The following is a 22,337-nucleotide window of genomic DNA, read 5'->3' on the forward strand; positions in this document are numbered from 1 at the left end:
TCGCTGACGCGCAGCTGCCATTGAGCAAAAGCACGCAGTGAACCACGTTGAACTGACCGCCTGTATCGCCGAGGCAAGTCCTCTTCGCTACACGCCCGCTGGAATCCCCGCTGCCAATTTCGTTCTCGAGCACGAGTCCGAAGTCGTCGAAGCCGGAGTCACCAGGCAGGTCAAGTTGACGGTCAGGGCGGTGGCCTTCGGAGCGCTGGCTGAGCAATCAGCCAAGTCCCCCCTAGGCAAACCCTTCAGGTTCACCGGTTTTCTCATCAATGCGCGCACCAGCAAAGGTGTTGTTTTCCATATTCAAGCTCTTCACCAGGCAGACCCGGTAGAGCAAGTACAGAACCCCCATTAAGGAGTCCATCATGGCCGGACCAAAACGTTTCAACAAAGACAAGCGCCCCAAGCGCAATACCCAATCCCTGCTGTTCAAGCGCAAGCGTTTTTGCCGCTTCACAGCCGCTGGCGTTGAAGAAATCGACTACAAAGACATCGACACCCTGCGCGATTTCGTAGCCGAAAACGGAAAAATCATCCCCGCACGCCTGACCGGCACGCGCGCGATTTTCCAGCGCCAGATCAACACCGCCGTCAAGCGCGCTCGCTTCCTCGCGATGCTGCCTTACAGCGACCAGCACCGTACCCTGTAAGGAGCGCGACCATGCAAATCATTCTGCTCGACAAAGTCGTGAACCTCGGTAACCTCGGCGAAATCGTCAAGGTCAAAGACGGCTACGCACGTAACTTCCTGATCCCTTCGGGCCGCGCACGCCGCGCCACGGAAGCCAACAAGGCCGAATTCGAAGCCAAGCGCGTCGAACTCGAAAAGGCTGCGGCCGCCAAGCTGGCCGAAATGCAAGCCCAGGGCGAAAAGCTCGGCGGCACCACCGTCAAGCTGACGCAAAAAGCCGGTGTTGACGGCCGCCTGTTCGGCTCCGTCACCAACCACGACATCTCGGCTGAGCTGACCAAGCAGGGCTTCCCCGTGCTGAAGTCGCAAATCCGCATGCCTAACGGCCCGCTGAAGGTGGTTGGCGACCACGCCGTGACCGTTGCCCTGCACACCGACGTGGCAGTGGACATCACCGTCACCGTGTACGGCGAAACCGCTTAAGCGTTTTCTCCCTCCGCAAAAAAGCCGCTCGCCGAGCGGCTTTTTTCATGGTTGTTCCTGTCGATGGGCTGTTCACAAGTTCACAGCCCATTTCCACCCGATTTCCCCCGGTTATCCACAACCTTATCCCGCAGGGGTTTGTGCTCACGGCGTACCATTCACCCTCTCCCAAGGAAACCCATGTCTGCCGTACTTTCCACCTACGACGATCCCGGCTACAGCCCCGACCGCCAGATCGCCCAGCTGCGCATTCCACCGCACTCCATCGAGGGTGAATCCAGTGTTCTGGGGGGCTTGCTGCTCGACAACGGCGCCTGGGACCGCGTAGGCGACCTGCTGGTCGACGAAGACTTTTACCGCTCCGAACACAAGCTGATTTACGCCGCCGTGGGCGCGCTGATCAATGCCACAAAGCCGGCCGACATCATCACTGTCTATGAGTACCTGCAAAACCAGGGCAAGGCCGATGAAGTAGGGGGCCTGAGCTACCTCAATTCACTGGCGCAGTACGTGCCCAGCGCCGCCAATATCCGCCGCTACGCCGAGATCGTGCGCGAGCGCGCCATCCTGCGCAAGCTGGTCTCCGCCTCCGACGAAATCGCCACCAACGCCTTCAACCCGCAGGGCAAGGATGTCGCGGCCATCCTGGACGAAGCCGAGCAGAAGATCTTCAAGATCGGCGAGCAGGGCTCGCGCATGAAGGAGGGTTTCCAGAGTATGGACACGCTGGTCGTGAGCCTGCTCGACCGCGTGACCGAGATGGCCGAGAACCCGCAGGACGTCACCGGCGTGCCCACGGGCTTCTACGACCTGGACCGCATGACCTCCGGCTTCCAGGCCGGCGACCTGATCATCCTGGCGGCCCGGCCCTCGATGGGCAAAACGGCCCTGGCCATCAACATCGCCGAAAACGTGGCCTTGCTCGAAGGGCTGCCCGTCGCCGTCTTCTCGATGGAAATGGGCGCCTCGCAACTCGCGGTGCGTATCGTCGGCTCCATCGGCCGCATCGACCAGACCCATTTGCGCACCGGTGCCCTGACTGACGAAGAATGGCCGCGCCTGACGGAAGCGATTGAAAAGCTGCGCACCGTCTCGCTGCACATCGACGAGACGCCCGGCCTGACCGTGAGCGAGCTGCGCGCCAACGCGCGCCGCCTGGCGCGCCAGTGCGGCAAGCTCGGCCTCATCGTCGTCGACTATTTGCAGCTCATGAGTGTCTCGGGCGGCATGGCCGAAGAAAACCGCGCCACCGCCGTCGGTGAAATCTCCCGCGGCCTGAAGATGCTGGCCAAAGAACTGCAATGCCCGGTGATCGCGCTGTCCCAGCTCAGCCGCGGCGTCGAGTCTCGCACCGACAAGCGCCCCATGATGAGCGACCTGCGCGAGTCCGGCGCCATCGAGCAGGATGCCGACATCATCATGTTCATCTACCGCGACGAGTACTATACCAAAGAGGCCTGCAAAGAGCCGGGCGTGGCCGAAGTCATCATCAGCAAGCAGCGTAACGGCCCCACCGGCACAGTGAAGCTGGCCTTCCTCAACCGCATCACCAAGTTCGAAAGCCTGGCCACGGGCGGAACCGGGGACTTCTGACGCAGGGCGCGCACCCGGCGCTTGCCGGATGCGCCCACACTGCTGGAGTTGTCCTACACCACAGCGCTTCAGCCCGGCCTAGCATGACTTCTCACCCTTGAAACGCCATGCAAACAAGCTACACACTGCGACTGGCAACGCACATCTTGTGCGTGTGCGCAGTTGCGGCCTTTTGCGCAAGCGCAGGTGCACAAGACCCGCAAGGCACCACCACCACGCGCACCACACTCCCGCCCGTCACCATCTCGGCCAAGGCCAACCGCGACCCGGTCGAAAAGTCCTACCGCAAGATGATCCGCGGCATGGACCTTTTCGAAAAAGAGCGCAGCGCCATGTCGCCCGGCGCGTCGCTGCGCTTCAAGCTCCTGCCGCGCAAACGCGAGACCGACATGAGCCGCATCGAGATGGAAGTGATCGGCTCGACCGAGGCGTTTGAGGTGCCCATTGCGCCGGACCACACCTTTACCCTGGTGCGCAACCAGAAGGCCTACGATGAAAACGCGCAGGTCATCCCCAACCGCAAGGCGCAGACCATGACCTGGCGTACCGAGATCCGCACGCCCGGCCTGCCGCCCAACACCCGGCGCCTGGGCGACCTGCGGCTGGAATGCCGTGTGGGCATGGAGGCCGGCCTGGTCTCCAACAGCACCAATATCGTCGGCCGGCTGGCCAGGGTGATCATGGATACCCCGTCGTACTGCGACCGGAAAGACCCGCTCTACCTTTTCTTTTCAGACAAGCCCCTCTTCAGCGTGACGATGGTGGCCGGGGAGCGCAGGGAGGTCTTGCCGGTGAACAAACTCTGGGCCGCTGCAAGCGACGACGCCAGCCTGAACAGCGACCTGCCGGTTTGCGATTGTGAGGTGCTGGTAGACCGCACCTATGTCTTGCCGCTGGGTGACCGCAGCTGGCCCGACGACACACGGGTGGAGTTTGAGTACATGGAGGACGGCGAATGAGCAGGCGCATCACGGGCTTATTGGCCGCTGCCTGCCTGGTCCTGGCCGGCTGTGCCAGCACCATGGACGCGCAGGAGGCCCGCAATGCGGTGCCCGAGTTCCGTGAGCCCGGGATGTCGGTGCAGGCAGCCAAGGACGCCGTGCTGCCCGGCAAGTCGACCAAGGCCGATGTGGCCGCGGCGCTGGGCCAGGGCACGGTGGTCAAATTCGACAGCGGTTATGAGGTGTGGGTGTACCGGGCAAAAAACTACAAGCCCGCGGTGGACGCACCCGGCACGACCGAATTTATCGTGCTGTTTTCACCCTCAGGCGTCGTCAGCAAGACCCGCATCCGCCCTGTGTAGGCGAGCCGCTCAGCGCACGCACTCAAACCCGTACTGCCCGGGCTCCGGCTTGGTGATCAGCCTGGCGCGCATGCGGCTGCGTTTGTGGCATTCGGTTTCGGCAATCTCGGTGATTTCCACCAGTTGCGAAGGGCGGCCTTTGACGACGATCAGTTTTTCGTTGGTGCTGACGAGTTGGGCTGCGCAGCCGGACAGGAAGGCAGAGGCCAGCAGCAGGGACGCCAGGAGCGGGAGTTTGTTCATGAGGGTTTCCTTTTGGGTTGACTATACGAGCCGGCAGATTCTATAAAGGGGCAAGCCGGTGGGTTTATCCCGGGAGTTTGATGATTCTAAGTAAAAATCACCTCCAGCCCATATGGTTGCTGGGCTGATAGCTATCAATTTTGTAGCATTTACTGCGCGAGCCCGAGCGCCATATACACCCGCAGCGCACCATACGCGTCGTTGGCGGCATACACGATTTGGGCTTCTGTCAGCCGCTCATTGGCCCAGTTCGACGTCGCCGCCTTTTTGGATTTGAGAAAACGCTTGTTGAACACCACGGCGATGGCGCCGCGCACGCCCATGTCCTTGCGGTAGCCGCGTTCGCGGAACACCACGTTCAAATCCAGCACGCCCTGCAGGTCCACGCCCAGCTTGTGGATGATGCGGCGCTGGTCGTCGCCCAGGCCGAAGCCGGCCTTGATGATGCCGGGCGAAGCCAGCAGCAGGCCGACCACGCGGCGGCACTCGGCGTCTTCGAGCTGGAAGATCCAGGCCTTGTGCGGCGCCGAGAGCTGCACGATGTGCGGGCCTTCAGAGGCTTCGTTTTTGGCAAACGTGGGTTTGGACTCGGTGTCAAAGCCCAGCACGGTGGCGCCTGCCAGCTCCTTCAGCGCGCCGGCCGCCTGGGCCGGCGTGGACACCACCTCGATCTGGTCCAGGCCCAACCGCTCAAAAGGATCGAGCAGGGCGATTTCTTCTTTGCCGGGGGTGGGGTGGCGCTCGGTCATAGGGATCCGTGGGAAAGATAAAACAAAACAGGGTTGGTGCAGGCCTTAGAGCTTACAGTCAGAAAAACTCACGGGAAAAGGGCGTCGCACCGCACAGCCCAACTGACTCACATCATGGCTACAGCACAGAGCATCACTACCGAGCATTACAAGCTCTTCCCGTCGCCGCGTAACCGGCACCGCACGATTTTTGCGCACCAGGTGTTTGTCCCGCATTCTTTCATGCTGATCGACATGGAAAGCTATCAGTTCAAGGGAAAGTACAGCCTCTTCGGCGCGTGCCGCCTGGCCGACATGCGCATGGGCCAGCTGGTCACGCTGGATCTGCCCGAAGACGAGCTGACCTTCATGGCGAAGTTTGTGCCTGACTGACAAAGGGGGTTCTGCATTGCCGGAATAAACCCCGGGGCATTCTGACAAGCGCGTTCGTGTAATCGCCGCTCGCTTGATTTGGATCAACAGCGCTTGCGGGCGTGCTCCTATAGTGAAAACTGGCGAAACATCTCCGGCCAGCGCTCCTTGCAATTGACTGGGCGTCGGCTGGCAGGGTGCTGCCATTTACAAGGGGCAGATCATGATCGCTCATCACGCCAGTTCCCCGAGCGGGGACCCCGTCGCGACTCCCGCCGGTTTGGGCGCGGCCGACCTTTCGGTACCGTTGACGGGCTTCTCCCAGTGCCACTTCGGTATTGCGTCCCAGCTTCAGGCTTTTATCGAGCTCCCGGCCTTGCTGACTGCGGCCGTGCAGGCGCGCAATATCGCAACGCACACGCTCAGCCTCTTTAAGTACGCGGTGGCAAGTCACCATGCCGATGAAGAAACTGAACTGTTCCCCGCGGTGCTACGCAGCGCCGCCAAGGGCGAAGAGGCCGATAAGGTCAAAGCACTGGTCAAGCGCCTGGTGGCTGATCACCGCAAGATCGAATCCCTCTGGAAAAACCTCGAACCGGCAGTGAAAGCCATCGCGAAAGACCAGCCGGTAGAGCTGGACCTGGAGCTCGCGGAGGCACTGGTGCAAGCCTATCTGCAACACGCGCGCCTGGAAGAGGAGGAATTTCTGCCGCTGGCGCAAACCATCCTGGGGCGCAACGGCAACCACATGGCCGCCCTTGGCCTGTCACTTCACCTCAAGCACGCCCCCATGGTGGTGGGGCACGTCTAGGCGCGTGCGGGGAGGGTGTATATGCACCCTCAAATTCAAACAAAAATGGCCTGAAGCCCAATAAATACGTGGGCTGCATGCTCCTGAAACAATAGCAAGCGGCCTCTTGCGGGCGTTCAATACGCCTGGCGCGCTAACCCTGCAACTGCCGCGCCAGCAACACCGCCACATGCACCGCCTCGCGCTGCGCGCCGTCCTTGATCTGGTGGCGGCAGCTGGTGCCGTCGGCCACCACAATCGCATCGGGCTGCTTGCGCACCGCCGGCAGCAGGCTGAGCTCGGCCATCTGCATCGACACCTCATAGTGGCTGGCCTCGTAGCCAAAGCTGCCGGCCATGCCGCAGCAACTGGATTCGATCAGCTCCGGCTTGGCGCCGGGGATCAGCTTGAGCACATCCATGATGGGCGTGACCGCGCCAAAGGCCTTCTGGTGGCAGTGGCCGTGCAGCAGGATGGGCTGCGTTGAAGGCTTGAGCCGGCCCTTGAGCATTTCGAGCTTGCCGTCGGCCGCCTCACGCGCGAGGAACTCTTCCAGCAGCAGCGCATGGCGGCTGATGGTCTGCGCCGCGTCGCCCAGGCCCATCACCAGCATCTCGTCGCGCAGCGTCAGCAGGCAGGAAGGCTCCAGCCCGACGATGTCAATGTCGCGTTCGGCAAAGGGCAGCAGGGCGCCCACCACCTCGCGCGCCTTGGCCTTGGCCTTGTCGACCATGCCGTTGGCCAGATAGGTGCGGCCGCAGCACAGGCTCTTGCCGTCGGGTGCGGTTTTGGCGGCCACATGCACGGTGTAGCCGGCGGCCTGCAGCACCTTGAGTGCCGCCAGCGCGTTTTCAGATTCAAAGTAGCCGTTGAAGGTGTCGACAAACAGCACCACCGGCCGGGTGGCGGCCAGCACTTCGTCGCGGCTGGCGGTGTGGATGCGGCCGTGCGGCGCCGCGCCGGGCTCGCCGGATGCCTCCAGCTGCGTCCAGAAGGTGTTGCTGCGCCACTGCGGCAGCGTGCGGCGAGCTGACAGGCCCAACAATTTTTCGCTCCAGGCCGCCAGGCCCGGGATCCTGTCGCGCAGGTTGAGCAGCGGCGCAAAACGGCTGGCCCAGTGCGCGTAGTCGGGCAGGCCGGCGATCAGCCGGTCTTTCAGCGTGTGGCCGTGTCTGGCCTTGTAGTGGTGCAAGAACTCCACCTTCATCTTGGCCATGTCCATGCCGGTGGGGCAGTCGCGCTTGCAGCCCTTGCAGCCCACGCACAGGTCCATCGCCTCCTGCACCGCTTCGCTGGTGAAGGCGTCTTCTGCGCTCAGGCCGTCGAGTTGGCCCGACAGCGCCAGGCGCAGCGTGTTGGCGCGGCCGCGCGTCAGATGTTTTTCGTCGCGTGTGGCGCGGTAGCTCGGGCACATGGTGCCGGCGTCGAACTTGCGGCAGTGGCCGTTGTTGTTGCACATCTCCACGGCCTTGGCAAAGCCGTTGGCCGGGTCACCGCCGCTGCCCGGTGCGCTGGTCTTCTCGGTCACCGGGTCGTTCTGCACGTCCCAGGCGGTCCAGTCCAGCGCCGTCCTGATCGGGATGACCTTGTAGCTGGGCGGAAAGCGCATCAGCCGGGTATCGTCCATTTTGGGCGGGTCAATGATGCGGCCGGGGCTCAGCAGCTTGAGCGGGTCCAGGTAATTCTTGATCTGTGCGAAGGCTTCGTTGATCTTCGGGCCGAACTGCCATTCGATCCATTCGCCGCGGCACAGGCCGTCGCCGTGTTCGCCGCTGTAGGCGCCCTTGTAGTGGCGCACCAGGGCCGAGGCCTCTTCGGCAATCGCGCGCATCTTGGCGGCGCCCTCGCGGCGCATGTCCAGGATGGGCCGCACATGCAGCGTGCCGACAGAGGCGTGCGCATACCAGGTGCCCTTGCTGCCGTATTTGCGGAACACGTTGGTCAGTGCGTCGGTGTACTCGGCCAGGTGTTCCAGCGGCACGGCGCAGTCTTCAATAAAACTCACCGGCTTGCCGTCGCCCTTGAGGCTCATCATGATGTTCAGGCCCGCCTTGCGCACCTCCCACAGGTTTTTCTGCGGCGCGTCGTCGATCATCTCGACCACCGAGCCGGGCAGGCCCAGGTCGCCCATCAGCTCGACCAACTGGCGGATCTTGGGCGCCAGCTCGGCCTTGGAGTTGCCTGAAAACTCCACCAGCAAGATCGCATCGGGCTGGCCGATGAGTGCGGTACGCACCGTGGGCGCAAAGGCCGGGTTTTGCAGCGACAGCTCAATCATCGTGCGGTCCACCAGCTCGACAGCGCTCAGCGTGCCGTCGTTGCCCAGCTGCACGATGTGCTGGGCCGTGTCCATTGCTTTGTAGAAGGTCGGGAAGTTCACCACGCCCAGCACCTTGGTGCGCGGCAATTCAGACAGGCGCAGCTTCAGCGATTTGGTCAGCGCCAGCGTGCCTTCGCTGCCCACCAGCAGGTGCGCCAGGTTGACCGAGCCGTCGCGCGTGTACGGCTTTTCGCTCTGGTTGTTGAAGATGTCCAGGTTGTAGCCCGCCACGCGGCGCATCACCTTGGGCCAGTGCGCCTCCAGCTCGGGTTTCAAGTGGTCAGACAGCGCCTTGACGTAGTCGCCCAGCTCGCGCGCCGCGCCGCCGGCCGTGTCGTAGCGCCCCAGTTCCAGCAGGCTGCCGTCGGATCGCCAGGCCGTGGCGCCCAATACGTTGTGCACCATGTTGCCGTAGGCAATGCTGCGGCTGCCGCAGGAGTTGTTGCCCGCCATGCCGCCCAGCGTGGCCTGCGCGCTGGTCGATACATCCACCGGGTACCACAGGCCGTGCTGCTTGAGCGAAGCGTTGAGGTGGTCCAACACGATGCCGGGCTCGACCTCGGCGGTGCGCTCGTTCAGGTCGACCTCGAGGATGTTGCGCACATGTTTGGAGTAGTCGATGACCAGGCCCGTGCCTACGGTTTGCCCGCACTGGCTGGTGCCGCCGCCGCGCGGCACGATGGGCACCTGCATGTCGCGGCAGATGTCGAGCGCGGTTTTCACGTCGTCTGTAGAGCGCGGCACAAACACGCCCACCGGCATGACCTGGTAGATCGACGCATCGGTGGCGTAGCGGCCCCGGTCTGCGGGCGAGAACAGCACTTCGCCCTGCGTTTCGGCGGCCAGCCGCGCGGCCAGGCGGCCTGCCACTTCATTGCTCACGCGCGCAACGTCGTCGTAGGCCTGGGCTGCGGTCTGCCGGGTGATCTTGAGGGGGAGGGGAGCGTTCATCGCGGCGTCGTTTTTATGTGGGGCTATCAGTTGTCGGGATTCAAGCCGGCACAGGTCCGGTCTGCAAGACTCAGGCCTTGGCGGTGTTCGTGGCGGTGTTCGCCTCATTGATGGCGCGCAGCTGCTGCACCACCACATCGCGCTTGCTGGTCAGGTGGCGCAGCAACACCTCGCGCATGGCCGCGCCGTCGCGCGCCTCCAGCGCCTGAACCATCAGCTCGTGTTCTTTCACGGCTGATTTCCATTTCTCTTCGTCCTGGTTGGAGCGAAAGCGCAGTGCCTGCAGGCGCGCATTGACCTGCGTGTAGGTGCTGGTGAGCACCGGGTTCTTGGCGGCGGCGTTGATGGCGCTGTGGATGGCGGAGTTGAGCCGGTAATAGCTGGGCAGGTCGCGGCGCGTGTAGGCGGCCATCATTTCAAAATGCATGGCCTTGATCTCGGACAGCTCGGCGTCGGTGATGCGCTGGGCGGCCAGCTCGCCGGACTGGGCCTCCAGCCCGGCCATGACCTCAAAGGTATTGAGCACGTCGGCTTCCGTCAGCTCCACCGCGATGGCGCCGCGGTTGGGCAGCAACTCCACCAGGCCTTCAGCGGCCAGCATCTTGATGGCCTCACGCAGGGGCGTGCGCGAGACGTTGAGGACCTCGCTGAGTTCACGCTCGTTGAGCTTGGCGCCCGGCGAAATGCGGTTTTCGACCAGCATCTGGCGCAACCGGTGGGCCACCTGTTCATGCAGCGCAGCGCGGGGAATGGGGATGATTTCTGCAGCCATGATGAAATTTTGTATGCAAAAAACCCAGGTGTCAAATCAAACTGTAACCCTTTGGTCTATTGACAAATGAATTTTGTATGCAAAAAATAGGGGCTTACTTCAGGAGCACCCCGCCATGTTGACGCTTGATTTCCATCCCACCGGACGCCACTTCCTGCAAATTCCCGGCCCGTCGCCGGTGCCGGACCGCATCCTGCGCGCCATGAGCCTGCCGACGATTGACCACCGCGGCCCCGAATTCGCCGCGCTCGGCCTGAAGGTGCTGACGGACATCAAGAAGATCTTCCAGACCAAACAGCCCGTCATCATTTACCCGGCCTCCGGCACGGGCGCCTGGGAAGCCGCCCTGTCGAACACGCTCAACCCCGGCGACCACGTGCTGATGTATGAAACCGGCCATTTCGCCGCGCTGTGGCAAAAGCTCGCCGCGCGCCTGGGCCTGAAGACCGAAGTCATCGGCTACCCCGGCGCCGACATCTGGCGCCACGGCGTGCAGGCCGCCCTGATTGAGGAGCGCCTCAAAGCCGACACCCAGCACAGCATCAAGGCTGTCTGCGTGGTGCACAACGAAACCTCCACCGGCGTCACCAGCAACATCGCCGCCGTGCGTAAGGCGATGGACGCGGCCAAACACCCGGCGCTGCTGCTGGTCGATACGATCTCGGGCCTGGCCTCCGCCGACTACCGCCATGACGAATGGGGCGTCGACGTCAGCATCAGCGGCTCGCAAAAGGGCCTGATGCTGCCGCCCGGCATCAGCTTCAACGCCGTCTCCGCCAAGGCGATCGAAGCCAGCAAAAAAGCCACGCTGCCCAAGGCCTTTTGGGCCTGGGACGAAATCATCGAGATGAACAAGACCGGCTACTGGCCGTCGACCCCCAACACCAACTTGCTGTACGCGCTGAGCGAAGCCTGCGACATGCTGCTGGAGCACGGCCTGGAAACCGTGTTTGCCCGCCACCAGCGCTGGGCCGTGGGCGTGCGCGCGGCGGTCAAGGCCTGGGGCCTGCAGATCCAGTGCGCCGACGCGGCCGTGTACTCACCCGTGCTCACCGGTGTGATGACGCCCGAAGGCATTGATGCCGACGCGGTGCGCAAGATCATTTATGAACGCTTTGACTGCTCGCTCGGCACCGGCCTGGGCAAGGTAAAGGGCCGCATGTTCCGCATCGGCCACCTGGGCGACTGCAACGACCTCACCTTGATGGCAGCGCTCTCCGGCTGCGAGATGGGCCTGAAGCTGGCCGGCGTGAAGCTGGCGGGCTCGGGCGTGCAGGCCGCGATGGACCACTTCTCCAGCCATGCGGCGGTGGTGCCGCAGCGCAAGGCGGCCTGATAACAACACCCAACGGCAACCCACTTCAAACTGTCACCGAGCTTATTTAAATTCACCCATCAGGAGGGAAACCATGCAACGCAGAACGTTTATCAGCGCAACGGCGGCCACGGCAGCCGTGGTGGCGTCACCCATGCTCAGGGCGCAAACCCTGCCCGGCGGGCCGGTGCGCATTGTCGTGGGTTTCCCGCCCGGCGGCGGCACCGACGCGCTGGCGCGCGTGGTCGGGCAAAAGCTCTCCACCATGTGGAACACCTCGGTGATCATTGAAAACAAGGCCGGCGCAGCCGGTGTGATCGCGGCCGACTACGTGGCCAAGCAGGCCGGCGACGGCAACACGCTGCTCATGGCCCACATCAACAGCCATGCGCTGGCGCCTGCAATGGGCCTGAAGCTGGGTTACAACGCCGAGCGCGACTTCGTCCCCATCAGCATGGTCGGCGTCACGCCCAACCTGCTCGTCTGCAATGCAGACCAGCCCGCCAAAACCGTGAAAGACCTGGTCGCGCTGTGCAAGTCCAGGCCGGGCCAGATCAGCTTTGCCTCCGCAGGCGGCGGCTCGGCCCAGCACTTTGCGCTGGAGATGTTCAAGCTGCAGGCGAAAATTTTTGCGCTGCACATTCCTTACCGCGGCTCCGGCCCGGCGCTGGTCGATTTGATCGGCGGGCAGGTCAACTACTGCTTTGAGACCATGACCTCGGCCACGCCGCACGTGAAAAGCGGCAAGGCGATTGCGATCGCGCAGACGCGCCTCAAACGCGCCAAGGGACACCCCAACGTGCCCACCATGGCCGAGTCCGGCTTCCCCGGTTTTGAGGCCACGGTCTGGTACGGCCTCATGGGCCCTTCAAAAATGCCGCCCGCCATGGTGCAGCGCATGAACGAAGACGTCAACAAGGTGCTGGCCATGCCCGATGTGCAGGAAAAGATGGAGCTGTACGGCGCCGAAGACGGCGGCGGCAGCACCGAAAAATTTGCCGCCTTCATCAAGGCAGAGCAAAAAAAATGGGCGCAGGTGGCACAAGAGGCCAAGGTCAGGGTTGACGGCTGACACTGCGCGCCGAATGTACAGGCCGGCCTCGAGCCGGCTTTTTCATAGCAGTTTTTTTAACCAAGAGGGTAGGGATTCGTTTCATGAAAGTTGTTTCTTTTTCAAAGGCCGGCGGTTTGCTGGCTGCTCTTTTTTTGAGCCTCGCCAGTTCGGTCGCATCCGCCGACATCGTGCTGGGCCATTCGGGCGATTTGTCGGGCACCAGCGCCGCGCTCACCACCGACTACGTGCGCGGCATGAACGCGTACTTTGACGACATCAATAAAAAAGGCGGCATCCGCGGCGAGAAGATCAAGCTCGTCAGCATGGACGACGGCTTTAACCCCGACAAGACTGCTGAAAACACCAAGGCCCTGATCGACCAGAACGCCGTGGCGCTGGTGGGCTTTCGCGGTACGGCCAACATGCTGAAGATCGTGCCCATCGTGCAGGCCGCCGGCATCGCCCAGATCGGCAACACCAGCGGCGCCAAGTCGCTGCGCGACCCGTATGTGCCCAACCTGTTCCATGTGCGCGCCAGCACCACCGACGAAATCGAAGCGGCCGTCAACCACGCCTGGACCATCGGCATCAACAAGATCGCCGTCGCCTACCAGGACGACGCTTTTGGCAAGGAAGGCCTTGATGCACTGAACGCCGCCATGCAAAAACGCGGCGCCAAGCCCGCCGCCGTGGCCCCGGTGCCGCGCGGCACGGTCGACGTGGCTAAGGCGGTGGACGTGATCGCCGCCGCACAGCCGCAAGCCGTGATGCTGATCGCCCAGGCCAAGCCCAATGCGGCTTTCATCAAGGCCTACAAGGCCAAGGGTGCGAGCGCACAGTTCATGGTGCTCAGCGTTTCGTCGGGCCTGCACGCCGAATTGAAAGAGCCGGCCGCCGGCACCATCGTCTCGCAAGTCGTGCCTTACCCCTTCACCGAGCTGGGCAACGCCGTCGTGAAGGAATACCAGACCGTGATCTCCGGCACTGCCGACAAGAAGTTCAGCTACAACAGCATGGAAGGTTTCCTCAACGCCAAGCTGGTGGTGCGCGCCCTGCAGAAGACGCCGGCACCCATCACGCGCGCCAAGCTCATCAGCACGCTGGAAAGCTTCACCAGTGAAGACCTGGGCGGCTTTGCGCTGACCTACAGCAAGCAGAGCAATCTGGGTTCGCGTTTCGTTAACTTGACGATGATCCGCGCAGACGGCACCTTCGCCCGCTAAGGGCCGGCTCCGTTAGAGCCTCAAGCCGCCGGCATCGGCGTCTTGGGCTCAAAGTCGCACCAGGGCGCCACCGCACACTGCCAGCACAGGGGCTTGCGTGCAATGCACACATAGCGCCCGTGCAGGATCAGCCAGTGGTGCGCGTCCACCAGGTATTCAGTGGGCACGCGCTTGAGCAGGCCCAGCTCAACCTCCAGCGGGTTTTTGCCGGGCGCCAGACCCGTGCGGTTGCTCACGCGAAAGATGTGCGTGTCGACCGCCATCACCGCTTCGCCAAAGGCCGAGTTCAGCACCACATTGGCCGTCTTGCGGCCCACGCCGGGCAGGGCCTCCAGCGCCTCGCGTGTGCGCGGCACCTGGCCGCCATGCTGCTTCACCAGGATCTCGCAGGTGGCCAGCAGGTTTTTGGCCTTGGTGCGGTACAGCCCGATGGTGCGGATGTACGACTCCAGCCCTTCCAGTCCCAAATCAAGAATCGCCTGTGGCGTATTGGCCACCGGGTAGAGCTTGCGCGTGGCCTTGTTCACGCTCACGTCGGTGGCCTGGGCGCTGAGCAGCACCGCAGCCAGCAGCTCGAACACGCTGGTGTATTCCAGCTCCGTCACCGGCATCGGGTTGGCGGCTTTCAGCGTGGCGAAGAATGGGGCGATCGCTTCTTTTTTCATGCTCCGCAGTGTATCGGCGCATGGCGGCGCGCGCGGCGCTTGCCACACGCCCGTCACCGGCTTGTCACCCGGCCCCTCAGAAATTTACAAGAAATCGGGCTCTAGCCCAATATCCACCTGGGGATTGCGCTATTAAAGTAATAGCAATCCAGTCTCAGGCCACCATGCGCGGCACGTCCCACACCGAGCTGGGCGGCTCGCCGGCGCGCTGCAGCTGTTCGTGCACGGCCGTCCAGATGGCGCTGCAGTCGTTGGGCTGGGCGGTGCTGGCTGCGGCATACGCCAGGCGGGCTTCTGCGGCCATGCCCTGCATGCGCACGTGGGTGGCGGCGTCCGGCGCGATGCCGAGCAGCGTGGGCGTGACCGGCAGGCCTTCGCAGGCGGCCACCATGCGGGCCATGAATGCATCGTCAAATTTGGGTGCGCCGCAAAACAGCATCACAAAATGCGGCCAGTCGGGCAAAAAGGCCCGGCGCAGGCCGTGGGCCAGGCCGTTGCGGGCCACGGCGATCATGCGGCACGGGTGGTTGCCTTCCATGAACTCGACGTACTCGCTGTTGCCGTCCATGTCCTGCTCGCCGGCAAAACGCCGCCTGGCCACGGTTCCCCCTGTCCGCTGCGCCAGCCACGCGATCATGCCGAAGGCTTCGTTGCCGCCGGCGGCGGCGATGCCCACGCGGTGAAATGCCTCCGGGTCGGCCAGGCCTTGCGCCTGCGCCAGCTGCATGGGCGCAGACAGGCGCCGCAGCACGGACGAGGGCGCGTATTGCGTGCCTTTGTCAAACTGCTCGCGCAGCGTCATCACACGGCGGCCGAAGTGCACAGCCGATTCGGTGGCCTGCGACATCATCATGGACCACGGCGTGGGCAGGATGCGCCGGCCGCGGCTGGTGTGCAAGGTATGCGGTGAATGGTGGCGCGGGTCGTGGGCCAGAATCTGCAGCAGCCCGCGCACCGATGGCGCCGGGCCTTCCATCCAGTGCAGGAACCAGCCGCTCTGGTGCAACAGCACCGCACGGATGTCGTGTATCGCGTTGTTTTGCAGTGAGGCGGCGCGGATGTTTTCCATCTGCGAGAAGATCCCTTCGCGGATGTGGCAGATGCTGGCCGTCACGACACGCTCGACTTCAACATGCCCCGGGGACGCCACATACGGCGCTACGCTGTTCACCATGCGGCCATCCTGCCCCAGAAGCAAAATCCGCGTCAATCTCTGCACAGGAAAGGTGCTTGTGAATAGTGGCAAAAATGCATCTGCAAAAAGTGCGCAACATTTTTTTGCAAGTGCGCGAGTGGCGAAGTTTTAGTTACTGCACGTCGATTTACGAAAACTAAAGTTCAGCAACGGTGGACGTGCAAGGGTGTTTACCGGTCTCGCATCACCCTAAAGTCCACTAGCATCCATCTCATGAAAGCACACACATTTTTACGACTCGCCATCTGCACTTTTGCGGCGGTGTTGCTGGCCGCTTGCGCTGGTGCGCCGGATACATCGGCCAGTGCGCCGGGCTCTGCGCCGCGCCCCAAACTGGTGGTGCTGTTGGTGGTCGACGGCCTGCCGCAGCGGCAGGTGCTGGACTACCGCGACCAGCTCGCGCCTGACGGCTTCGCGCGCTTCCTGGAACGCGGCGCCTGGTTTGCCAACGCGCACTACGGCCACGCCTTTACCGTCACAGCCGCAGGGCACGCCACCATGCTTACCGGCGCCTATCCGCACCGCACCGGCATCATCGGCAACGACTGGCGTGACCCGCTCACTGCCGAGCCGGTGTACTGCACCAGCGACACCTCGGCCACCTACATCGGCCACGCCACCCAGGCGCTGGACGGCACCAGCCCGAAAAACCTCAAGGCCGAAACCGTGGGCGACGTGCTGCGGCGCGCAGACAAGCGCTCGAAGGTGATCGGCATTTCAGGCAAAGACCGCGGCGCGATATTGCCCGCGGGCAAGACCGGCACTGCCTATATGTACATGGGCGCCACCGGGCAGTTTGCCTCCAGCACGCACTACATGCCGGCACACCCGGCCTGGGTCGACAACTTCAATGCAGCCAAGCCGGCCGACCGTTACTTCAAGGCCGAGTGGAAAGCGCTGCTGCCTGAAGCCGCGTATGCGCGCTCGGTGCCCGACCAGCAAAAATGGTACGGCCCTGCTGGGGGCGGGTTGCCGGCCTTGTACGGCGCGCCAGGCGATGCGGCGCCGGGCGCACGGTTTTACACCTCCTTGCTGCGCGGCCCGTATGTCGATGCCATGTCGCTGGACTTTGCCCGTGCGGCCATTGCCGGCGAACAGCTCGGGCAGGGCGACACGCCTGACATCCTCTCCGTCAGCCTTTCGGGCCACGACTACGTGAACCACGCCTTCAGCGCCGAGTCGCGCCTGTCGCATGACCACCTGCTGCAGCTGGACCGCATGCTGCAGGCTTTCTTCCAGGACCTGGACGCCCGCATCGGCAAAGACAGCTACCTGGTGGTGCTCACCGCCGACCACGGCTTCATGCCGTCTCCCGAATACAACACCAGCCAGGGCCGTGAGGCCGGGCGCGTCAACGGCGGCCAGGTGCTGGCGCGCGTGAACGCCGGCCTTGAGAAACGCTTTGGTGAAGGCAAATGGGCGGCAGGTTATTCAGGCTCCAGCGTGCTCTTCAACAAAACCCTGATCGCGCAAAAACAGGCAGACGCCAACGCGCTGGCCGAAGAAACCCGCACGCTGTTGATGGCCGAGCCCGGCTTTGCCGCGGCCTATACCCGTCGCGAGCTGGCCAGCGGCAGCCGCGCCGGCGCGCCGCATTTTGCGCAGATGCAAAAGTCATGGCACGCCGATGTGTCGGGCGACGTGCAGTACGCGCTCAAGCCCGGGTGGATGTTCGGCAACTCGGTGGCCACGCACGGCTCGCCGCATCCGTATGACACGCAGGTGCCCATCCTGGTGTACGGGCCCGCGTGGGTAAAGCCGGGGCGTGTGGATGCGCGCGTGGAGGTGGTGGACATCGCCCCCACGCTCGCACGCGTGCTGCGCATTGCGCCGCCTTCGTCGGCCGAAGGCAAGCCGCTGCCCTTGCCTGGCCTGTAAGTCCTTTCAGGGCTGGCCGAAGTTGTAGCTCACCAGTGCGCTCAACCTGATCTTGCGGTCGGGGTTGGACGGCGAGGCATCGCCCAGCGGCTTGGACGCGGCGACATCCAGTGAGTAGTACTTGTTGTCCGAGATGCGCACGCCCAGGCTGGCCGACCACAGCTTTGAGGGGCTGAAGGTTCCGGTTTTGGTCGTAACACGCGCACCTTCCAGCAGCACATAGGGGCTCACCTGCCGCAGGTAGGGGGTGTCCAGCGCAAAGCTGCGGTTGACCTCCAGGCCGATACCCCAGCCCGAATCGCCCGACACTTCACCGGCGGCATAGGCGCGGGCAAACTTGCTGCTGCCGAAGGACACGCGCTCCGTACTCGGCAGCGAGTGGGGGGTGTACTGCGCCAGGGCGGTCACGGCCGTGCCCCAGTTCTTGCCCCAGCGGTTGCGCTGGCTGCCCTCCACCAGCAGGCGTGTGAAGTCCAGCCGCGCCGGATTGGTGGGAAGGGGGCCGGGCACATTCGCACGAATGCTGCTGCCCGCACCCAGCGATGTCAGCCCGTGCGTCAGGCGCAGCGAAAGGCTTTGGGCCTGGTTGTCATCAGCGTGGGTGTAGCTGGCCTGGGCATACACGGCACGCACATTGACCTCGTCCGTCAGCATCACGCCGTTGGCGGGGTTGGCGTAGTTGTCCGCGTTGCCCACGCCGTAAATTCCGCCGCTCAGGTACAGGCTCTCACTGCGGGTCAGTATCAACGGGTATTGCGCCGACAACTCGAGCCGCTTGTAGTCGGTCTCGCGCTGGATCAGCGGCGGCGTGTCCAGCGCCGCGTCGGGGTTGCCGCGGTAGATCGACATCTCCGCCTTGAGCGTGAGGCCCTCACTGCCGACCACCTGCGAATAGCTGGCGGCGCCGAAGTGCTCACCCTTGAGCGCGCCTATCAGCGTCGAGGCGGTGAGCCGGCTGCCTCCGGTGAACGGGTCGTTGAGGACGCCGGTGGCCACGACGCGCGGCCGGGATCCGCGCACGTCGGTGGCCAGCGCCACCAGGTAGGGCTGCCGCACAACTTTCAGCAGCAGCGTGCCTGCGCCGTCGGTGGTGGCGGGCGGCGTCGCGCTGGCCTCCACCCGCAGGCCGGGCATTTGCGCCATCAGCTGGGTGTAGCGTTCAAAGCTGGCCAGGCGCAGCGGCCTGTCTTGCTGCAGGTGAACGGCAATCTCGCGCAGCTTGGCTTCGGCCAGGCCGGGGTCGCCCTCGATCTTCACCGTGGCCACATAGCCTTCGACCGCCACGATGCGGACCACGCCGTCCTTGAAGTCCTGCTCCGGTACAAAGGCAAACGACAGGGCATAGCCGCGTTGCTTGTAGAGCGCGGTGACTTCACGGCTGACCTCGGCAATCCGCGCGACGGTGACGGTCTGGCCCGCCAGCGGCTTGAAGAGCCCGGCAACCTCGTCAAAGTCAATGGACTGCACGCCTTCGATCTGGAAGCGTTGCGGTGTGACGTTCAGGCTGCGGCGGGGCTGCGCCTCCAGTTGCGAAGGCAGGATGGTGATGCTGGGGTCGGCCTTTTGCTCACTCGGCAACTGCGGCACGGGCAAGGTGTCGATCGGGTTGCCGCCAGGCGTCTGGGCCGAAGCGAAGGGGTAAAAAAGCCCCACCGCTGCCAGGCAGACGGCGGGGGCAACGGGGTGTTGCCGTACGGGCATGCGATGCGGGGCCCGTACTGCTTAGCGGATCAGGCCTGTGATGCCCCCCAGGAGATTGGCCACCGGTGTGGTTGCTCCGGACGTGGAGCCCGTGGCCCCACCGGTTGTCGTGGTGACGGTGCTTACGACGCTGGTCACCACCGTCGTCACTGGTGCGAGCACGGAAGTTGGCGTGCCGCCGCTGAGGCCGCCTGTCAGGCCCGACACGGTGTTGGTGACTGGCGCGAGCACGGAAGTTGGCGTGCCGCCGCTGAGGCCACCTGTCAGGCCCGACACGGTGTTGGTGACGGGTGCGAGTACCGAGCCCGGCGTTCCGCCGCCGGTCAAACCGCCGGTAAGGCCGGACACCGTATTGGTCACTGGTGCGAGCGGCGAATTCGGCGTTGTGCCGCCCAGTCCGCCGGTGATGCCCGTCACAACACTGGAGAGTGGCGCAAGGGGACTGCTGACGCCGCCGCTGCCGGCCGGCGCATTGACCGCGCCGCCCAGGCTTGCCACGGTGGTGCCCACGGCGCTCACGAGCTGGCCGGTTTCAGCAATGACAGGTTGATTCGTGGCGGTCAGGCCGTCACCCAGGTTGTCAACTGCACCGCCCACACGCACCAGCAGTCCGTCCACGGGCTGTCCCAGTCCGGTGGTGTCACCCACAGCCTGGGTGGTGGACATCACGGTTTCTGCAATCGGCCTGATGAGGGTGCTGGTCGAGTTGGTCACGCGCTCAATCACAGGGTTTTGCATACCCGTACCCAGCTGTGTGCCAATGGATGTGACTGTTTCTCCGACGCGGGTGACCAGCGCGCCTGTGGGGTCCGTCACTGGTTGCAGGATGCCCAGTGCGCCGCTGTCCAGCGAACTCACCGCGCCGCCGGCGCTGCCGACTGCCGCACCCACATATTCAACGGCATTGGGAACGCCAGCCAGCGTGGTGCCGATGGGGTTGGTGGTCAGGTCGCCGATCTGCCCCAGGCCGGCTGCGGTGCTTTGCCCCAGCGCATCGACGGCCGAGCCGGTGTTCTGCAGCACGCCCCCAAGTCCTTGCATCACGCCGTTGTCCATGCCGGGCATGGTCACACCTGCTACGGTGTCGCCGAGGCTGCTGACAAGGTTGCCGCTGCTGCTCACAATGTTCGAAACGCCATCGCCGATGGCGCCAGTCGCGGCCAGTGCCGATGTGACACCGCCGCCGCCGCCGGTGCCAGTGCTGCGTGCTGCAGAGCGGCCGGAAGCCGTGTCTGAATCAAGACCCAGACTGCCGGTGGCAGAGCATCCGCTAAAAAGTATCGAACTGAAAACCGCCATAGCAATCACGCTGCGTTTACCGGAGAATTGAGAGAGAGAATGAATCTTGGACATGGAAGCCTCCGCTGTTGGTTGAGGCATCTGTTAAGGCAATTTGCAGGCCCGCTTTTTGGGTCACCGGGTTTCCTCTTATCCAGTAACAGAAAGTAAGTACAAAAAAGCTTCTTTGTGTTCACTTTTTTTCAAAAGAGTAGTAAATCATTACTTTTAAAAATGTGATTTTTGAGCGGTGTTACCGGCACGTGTGCCACATGGGGTAACAAATCGGTAACGTTGTTTAGGTCTTAAGACCATGTATTCAGGTTTTGCTGGCCTTCAAAACCGAAAAAATAATTAAAAAGGCCGTTAGGGGAGTGTTTATGGTTCGTGAAATATTTCACGCTTGTCCTTGTTGCTTGCGTTGCAGGATTAATTCCATCGACGGCGCGGCTGACTGGAGGTTGAGGAGTAGTGCGGCATGACCGTCAAGGCCAACTACTCCAACATCAGGCTATTTGTTGCGGAGGGCAACGCCAATTTTTTTGATCGGGTCGCCCGTTGCCTCCGCCCCCTGGGCACCGTCGTCAGCCGGGCGGACACCGTGCCCCTTGGCGATATCGTTCCTGGAGACCAGTCCCTGGCGCTGGTCAGCGTGAGCGTATTGGCCCATAACCCGGGCTGGTATGCGCACAACGACATGCCCGTGATATGGGTTGGAACCGAGCGGCGCGACGGGCCCACGCTTGACCCGATGGGCGGCACCAGCCTGCTGCCGCCCGACTTCACGGATGTCGAGTTGCGAACCATGGTGACGAGCGTGGTCGGTGAACTGGCTCCCTTAAGCCTGCCCCCTTTGGCCAACGGCGCGACCGTGGTGGCGCGCTCCATGTCCATGATCTCGCTGCTCGATGAAGTCATGGCGTTTGCCAACAGCGACCAGAACGTGCTGATCCGCGGCGAGACCGGAGTCGGCAAGGAACTCATCGCTGAGCTATTGCACCGCGGCAACAAACACTATTCCCATGGGCAGTTTGTGCCCGTCAATTGCGGCGCCATTCCCGACGGGCTTTTTGAGTCGCTTTTCTTCGGCCATGTGAAAGGCGCTTTCACCGGTGCCGTGCAAATGCACAAGGGCTACCTCGAGCAAGCCAACGACGGCACGCTCTTCCTCGACGAGATAGGCGACTTGCCGCTGTTCCAGCAGGTCAAGCTGCTCCGTGTGCTTGAGTCGGGTGTCATGACGCGTGTGGGCTCTGAAACGCCCATCCAGCTCGACTTCAGGCTGGTGGCGGCCACCAACCGGAACCTGCGCGAGCTGGTGCAGGCGGACCGCTTCCGCTCCGACTTTTACTACCGGCTTGCCGTGATTGAACTCGAGGTGCCCAATCTTGAGCAGCGCGGCGCCGCCGACAAGATCGCCATCTTCAAGATGGTCCTGGCCCGCATGATGACGCCCGGCCAGGAGGGCCGCGCCAACGATATTCCGGGTTGGCTGGTCGACAGTGTTTCCAGCCTCCAGTTCCCCGGCAACATCCGCCAGTTACGCAACCTGGCAGAACGCATCGGCGTGATCGTGCGGCAAACCAATCAATGGGACGAAAAGCTCATCAACCGCGCGCTTGAGATGGTGGTGGACACCGGCACTGAGGTGGCCCCCGTCGTGGCGGCGCGGCGCAGCGCTGACGCCAGCGAGCGTGCGCGCATCCTCAGCGAGCTGGACCGCAACGACTGGCACCGCGAGAAAACCGCGCAGGAGCTGGGCATGAGCCGCAAGTCGCTGTGGGAGAAGATGCGCAAGCTTGGGATCATGGGCTGAGCGGCGAAGCGCGCCCCGCCAGGACC

21 protein-coding genes are annotated in these 22,337 nt (G+C 63.4%); 13 read left to right on the forward strand and 8 right to left on the reverse strand.

The window, feature by feature from the left end:
• The first annotated feature begins 37 nt into the window (after positions 1–37).
• From priB to DT070_RS15010, 6 genes are all read left to right on the forward strand, one after another.
• Positions 38–355: a primosomal replication protein N gene (gene priB / locus DT070_RS14985; RefSeq protein ID WP_122956123.1), complete on the forward strand. Its 318-nt coding sequence runs from the start codon at positions 38–40 to the stop codon at positions 353–355.
• 10 nt (positions 356–365) lie between these two features.
• Positions 366–650, forward strand: a complete 285-nt coding sequence (gene rpsR, locus DT070_RS14990) for a 30S ribosomal protein S18 (protein ID WP_007871078.1) — start codon at positions 366–368, stop codon at positions 648–650.
• An 11-nt stretch (positions 651–661) separates the two neighbouring features.
• A complete protein-coding gene (gene rplI, locus DT070_RS14995) occupies positions 662–1,114 on the forward strand; it encodes a 50S ribosomal protein L9 (RefSeq protein ID WP_122956124.1) in 453 nt (150 codons plus the stop codon).
• A 180-nt stretch (positions 1,115–1,294) separates the two neighbouring features.
• On the forward strand, positions 1,295–2,707 hold the full coding sequence (gene dnaB / locus DT070_RS15000; protein WP_122956125.1) for a replicative DNA helicase: 1,413 nt from the start codon (positions 1,295–1,297) through the stop codon (positions 2,705–2,707).
• Between the two features lie 107 nt (positions 2,708–2,814).
• Positions 2,815–3,666, forward strand: coding sequence for a hypothetical protein (locus DT070_RS15005; RefSeq protein ID WP_122956126.1), 852 nt, complete (start codon positions 2,815–2,817; stop codon positions 3,664–3,666).
• Entirely contained in the window at positions 3,663–4,010 is a 348-nt protein-coding gene (locus DT070_RS15010; protein WP_122956127.1) for a hypothetical protein, read from the forward strand. Before DT070_RS15005 ends, DT070_RS15010 begins: the two co-directional genes overlap by 4 nt.
• Before the next feature lie 9 nt (positions 4,011–4,019).
• On the opposite strand, the gene DT070_RS15015 is transcribed toward DT070_RS15010, so the two are convergent.
• Complete coding sequence (locus tag DT070_RS15015; RefSeq protein ID WP_122956128.1) at positions 4,020–4,253, reverse strand: hypothetical protein; 234 nt, start codon at positions 4,251–4,253, stop codon at positions 4,020–4,022.
• A gap of 149 nt (positions 4,254–4,402) precedes the next feature.
• Entirely contained in the window at positions 4,403–5,002 is a 600-nt protein-coding gene (locus DT070_RS15020; protein WP_122956129.1) for a 3'-5' exonuclease, read from the reverse strand.
• Between the two features lie 114 nt (positions 5,003–5,116).
• Here DT070_RS15020 and DT070_RS15025 point away from each other — a divergent pair, with 114 nt between their 5' ends.
• Both DT070_RS15025 and DT070_RS15030 read left to right on the forward strand, forming a co-directional pair.
• Positions 5,117–5,374: a hypothetical protein gene (locus tag DT070_RS15025; protein WP_122956130.1), complete on the forward strand. Its 258-nt coding sequence runs from the start codon at positions 5,117–5,119 to the stop codon at positions 5,372–5,374.
• Positions 5,375–5,576: 202 nt separating this feature from the next.
• On the forward strand, positions 5,577–6,164 hold the full coding sequence (locus DT070_RS15030) for a hemerythrin domain-containing protein (RefSeq protein WP_122956131.1): 588 nt from the start codon (positions 5,577–5,579) through the stop codon (positions 6,162–6,164).
• A gap of 133 nt (positions 6,165–6,297) precedes the next feature.
• Here the strand turns inward: DT070_RS15030 and DT070_RS15035 are convergent, their stop codons facing one another.
• Both DT070_RS15035 and DT070_RS15040 read right to left on the reverse strand, forming a co-directional pair.
• Positions 6,298–9,414 carry an FAD-binding and (Fe-S)-binding domain-containing protein gene (locus tag DT070_RS15035; protein WP_122956132.1) on the reverse strand — a complete coding sequence of 1,039 codons (3,117 nt, stop codon included), beginning with the start codon at positions 9,412–9,414 and terminating at the stop codon, positions 6,298–6,300.
• 70 nt (positions 9,415–9,484) lie between these two features.
• Positions 9,485–10,186 carry a GntR family transcriptional regulator gene (locus DT070_RS15040; RefSeq protein ID WP_122956133.1) on the reverse strand — a complete coding sequence of 234 codons (702 nt, stop codon included), beginning with the start codon at positions 10,184–10,186 and terminating at the stop codon, positions 9,485–9,487.
• A gap of 115 nt (positions 10,187–10,301) precedes the next feature.
• Between DT070_RS15040 and DT070_RS15045 the strand changes: the two genes are divergently transcribed.
• The 3 genes from DT070_RS15045 to DT070_RS15055 all read left to right on the forward strand — a co-directional run bounded on the left by DT070_RS15045 (position 10,302) and on the right by DT070_RS15055 (position 13,778).
• Positions 10,302–11,522, forward strand: a complete 1,221-nt coding sequence (locus DT070_RS15045; RefSeq protein ID WP_122956134.1) for an alanine--glyoxylate aminotransferase family protein — start codon at positions 10,302–10,304, stop codon at positions 11,520–11,522.
• 73 nt (positions 11,523–11,595) lie between these two features.
• On the forward strand, positions 11,596–12,573 hold the full coding sequence (locus DT070_RS15050; protein ID WP_122956135.1) for a tripartite tricarboxylate transporter substrate binding protein: 978 nt from the start codon (positions 11,596–11,598) through the stop codon (positions 12,571–12,573).
• An 83-nt stretch (positions 12,574–12,656) separates the two neighbouring features.
• Positions 12,657–13,778, forward strand: coding sequence for an ABC transporter substrate-binding protein (locus DT070_RS15055; protein WP_122956136.1), 1,122 nt, complete (start codon positions 12,657–12,659; stop codon positions 13,776–13,778).
• A gap of 20 nt (positions 13,779–13,798) precedes the next feature.
• On the opposite strand, the gene nth is transcribed toward DT070_RS15055, so the two are convergent.
• Together nth and DT070_RS15065 are read right to left on the reverse strand one after the other, a co-directional pair.
• Complete coding sequence (nth, locus tag DT070_RS15060; protein ID WP_122956137.1) at positions 13,799–14,443, reverse strand: endonuclease III; 645 nt, start codon at positions 14,441–14,443, stop codon at positions 13,799–13,801.
• 154 nt (positions 14,444–14,597) lie between these two features.
• Positions 14,598–15,617 (reverse strand): BLUF domain-containing protein, encoded by a 1,020-nt coding sequence (locus tag DT070_RS15065; protein ID WP_122956138.1) that lies wholly within the window; start codon positions 15,615–15,617, stop codon positions 14,598–14,600.
• Between the two features lie 234 nt (positions 15,618–15,851).
• Between DT070_RS15065 and DT070_RS15070 the strand changes: the two genes are divergently transcribed.
• Entirely contained in the window at positions 15,852–17,516 is a 1,665-nt protein-coding gene (locus DT070_RS15070) for an alkaline phosphatase family protein (protein WP_122956139.1), read from the forward strand.
• 6 nt (positions 17,517–17,522) lie between these two features.
• Here the strand turns inward: DT070_RS15070 and DT070_RS15075 are convergent, their stop codons facing one another.
• Both DT070_RS15075 and DT070_RS15080 read right to left on the reverse strand, forming a co-directional pair.
• Entirely contained in the window at positions 17,523–19,217 is a 1,695-nt protein-coding gene (locus DT070_RS15075) for a ShlB/FhaC/HecB family hemolysin secretion/activation protein (RefSeq protein ID WP_122956140.1), read from the reverse strand.
• 21 nt (positions 19,218–19,238) lie between these two features.
• Positions 19,239–20,570 carry a collagen-like triple helix repeat-containing protein gene (locus tag DT070_RS15080; RefSeq protein ID WP_164483764.1) on the reverse strand — a complete coding sequence of 444 codons (1,332 nt, stop codon included), beginning with the start codon at positions 20,568–20,570 and terminating at the stop codon, positions 19,239–19,241.
• Positions 20,571–20,973: 403 nt separating this feature from the next.
• On the opposite strand from DT070_RS15080, the gene DT070_RS15085 reads away from it, so the two are divergent.
• Entirely contained in the window at positions 20,974–22,311 is a 1,338-nt protein-coding gene (locus DT070_RS15085) for a sigma 54-interacting transcriptional regulator (protein ID WP_122956142.1), read from the forward strand.
• Positions 22,312–22,337: the final 26 nt, after the last annotated feature.

It is taken from the genome of Polaromonas sp. SP1, assembly GCF_003711205.1.
Taxonomy (GTDB): Bacteria; Pseudomonadota; Gammaproteobacteria; order Burkholderiales; family Burkholderiaceae_C; genus Polaromonas.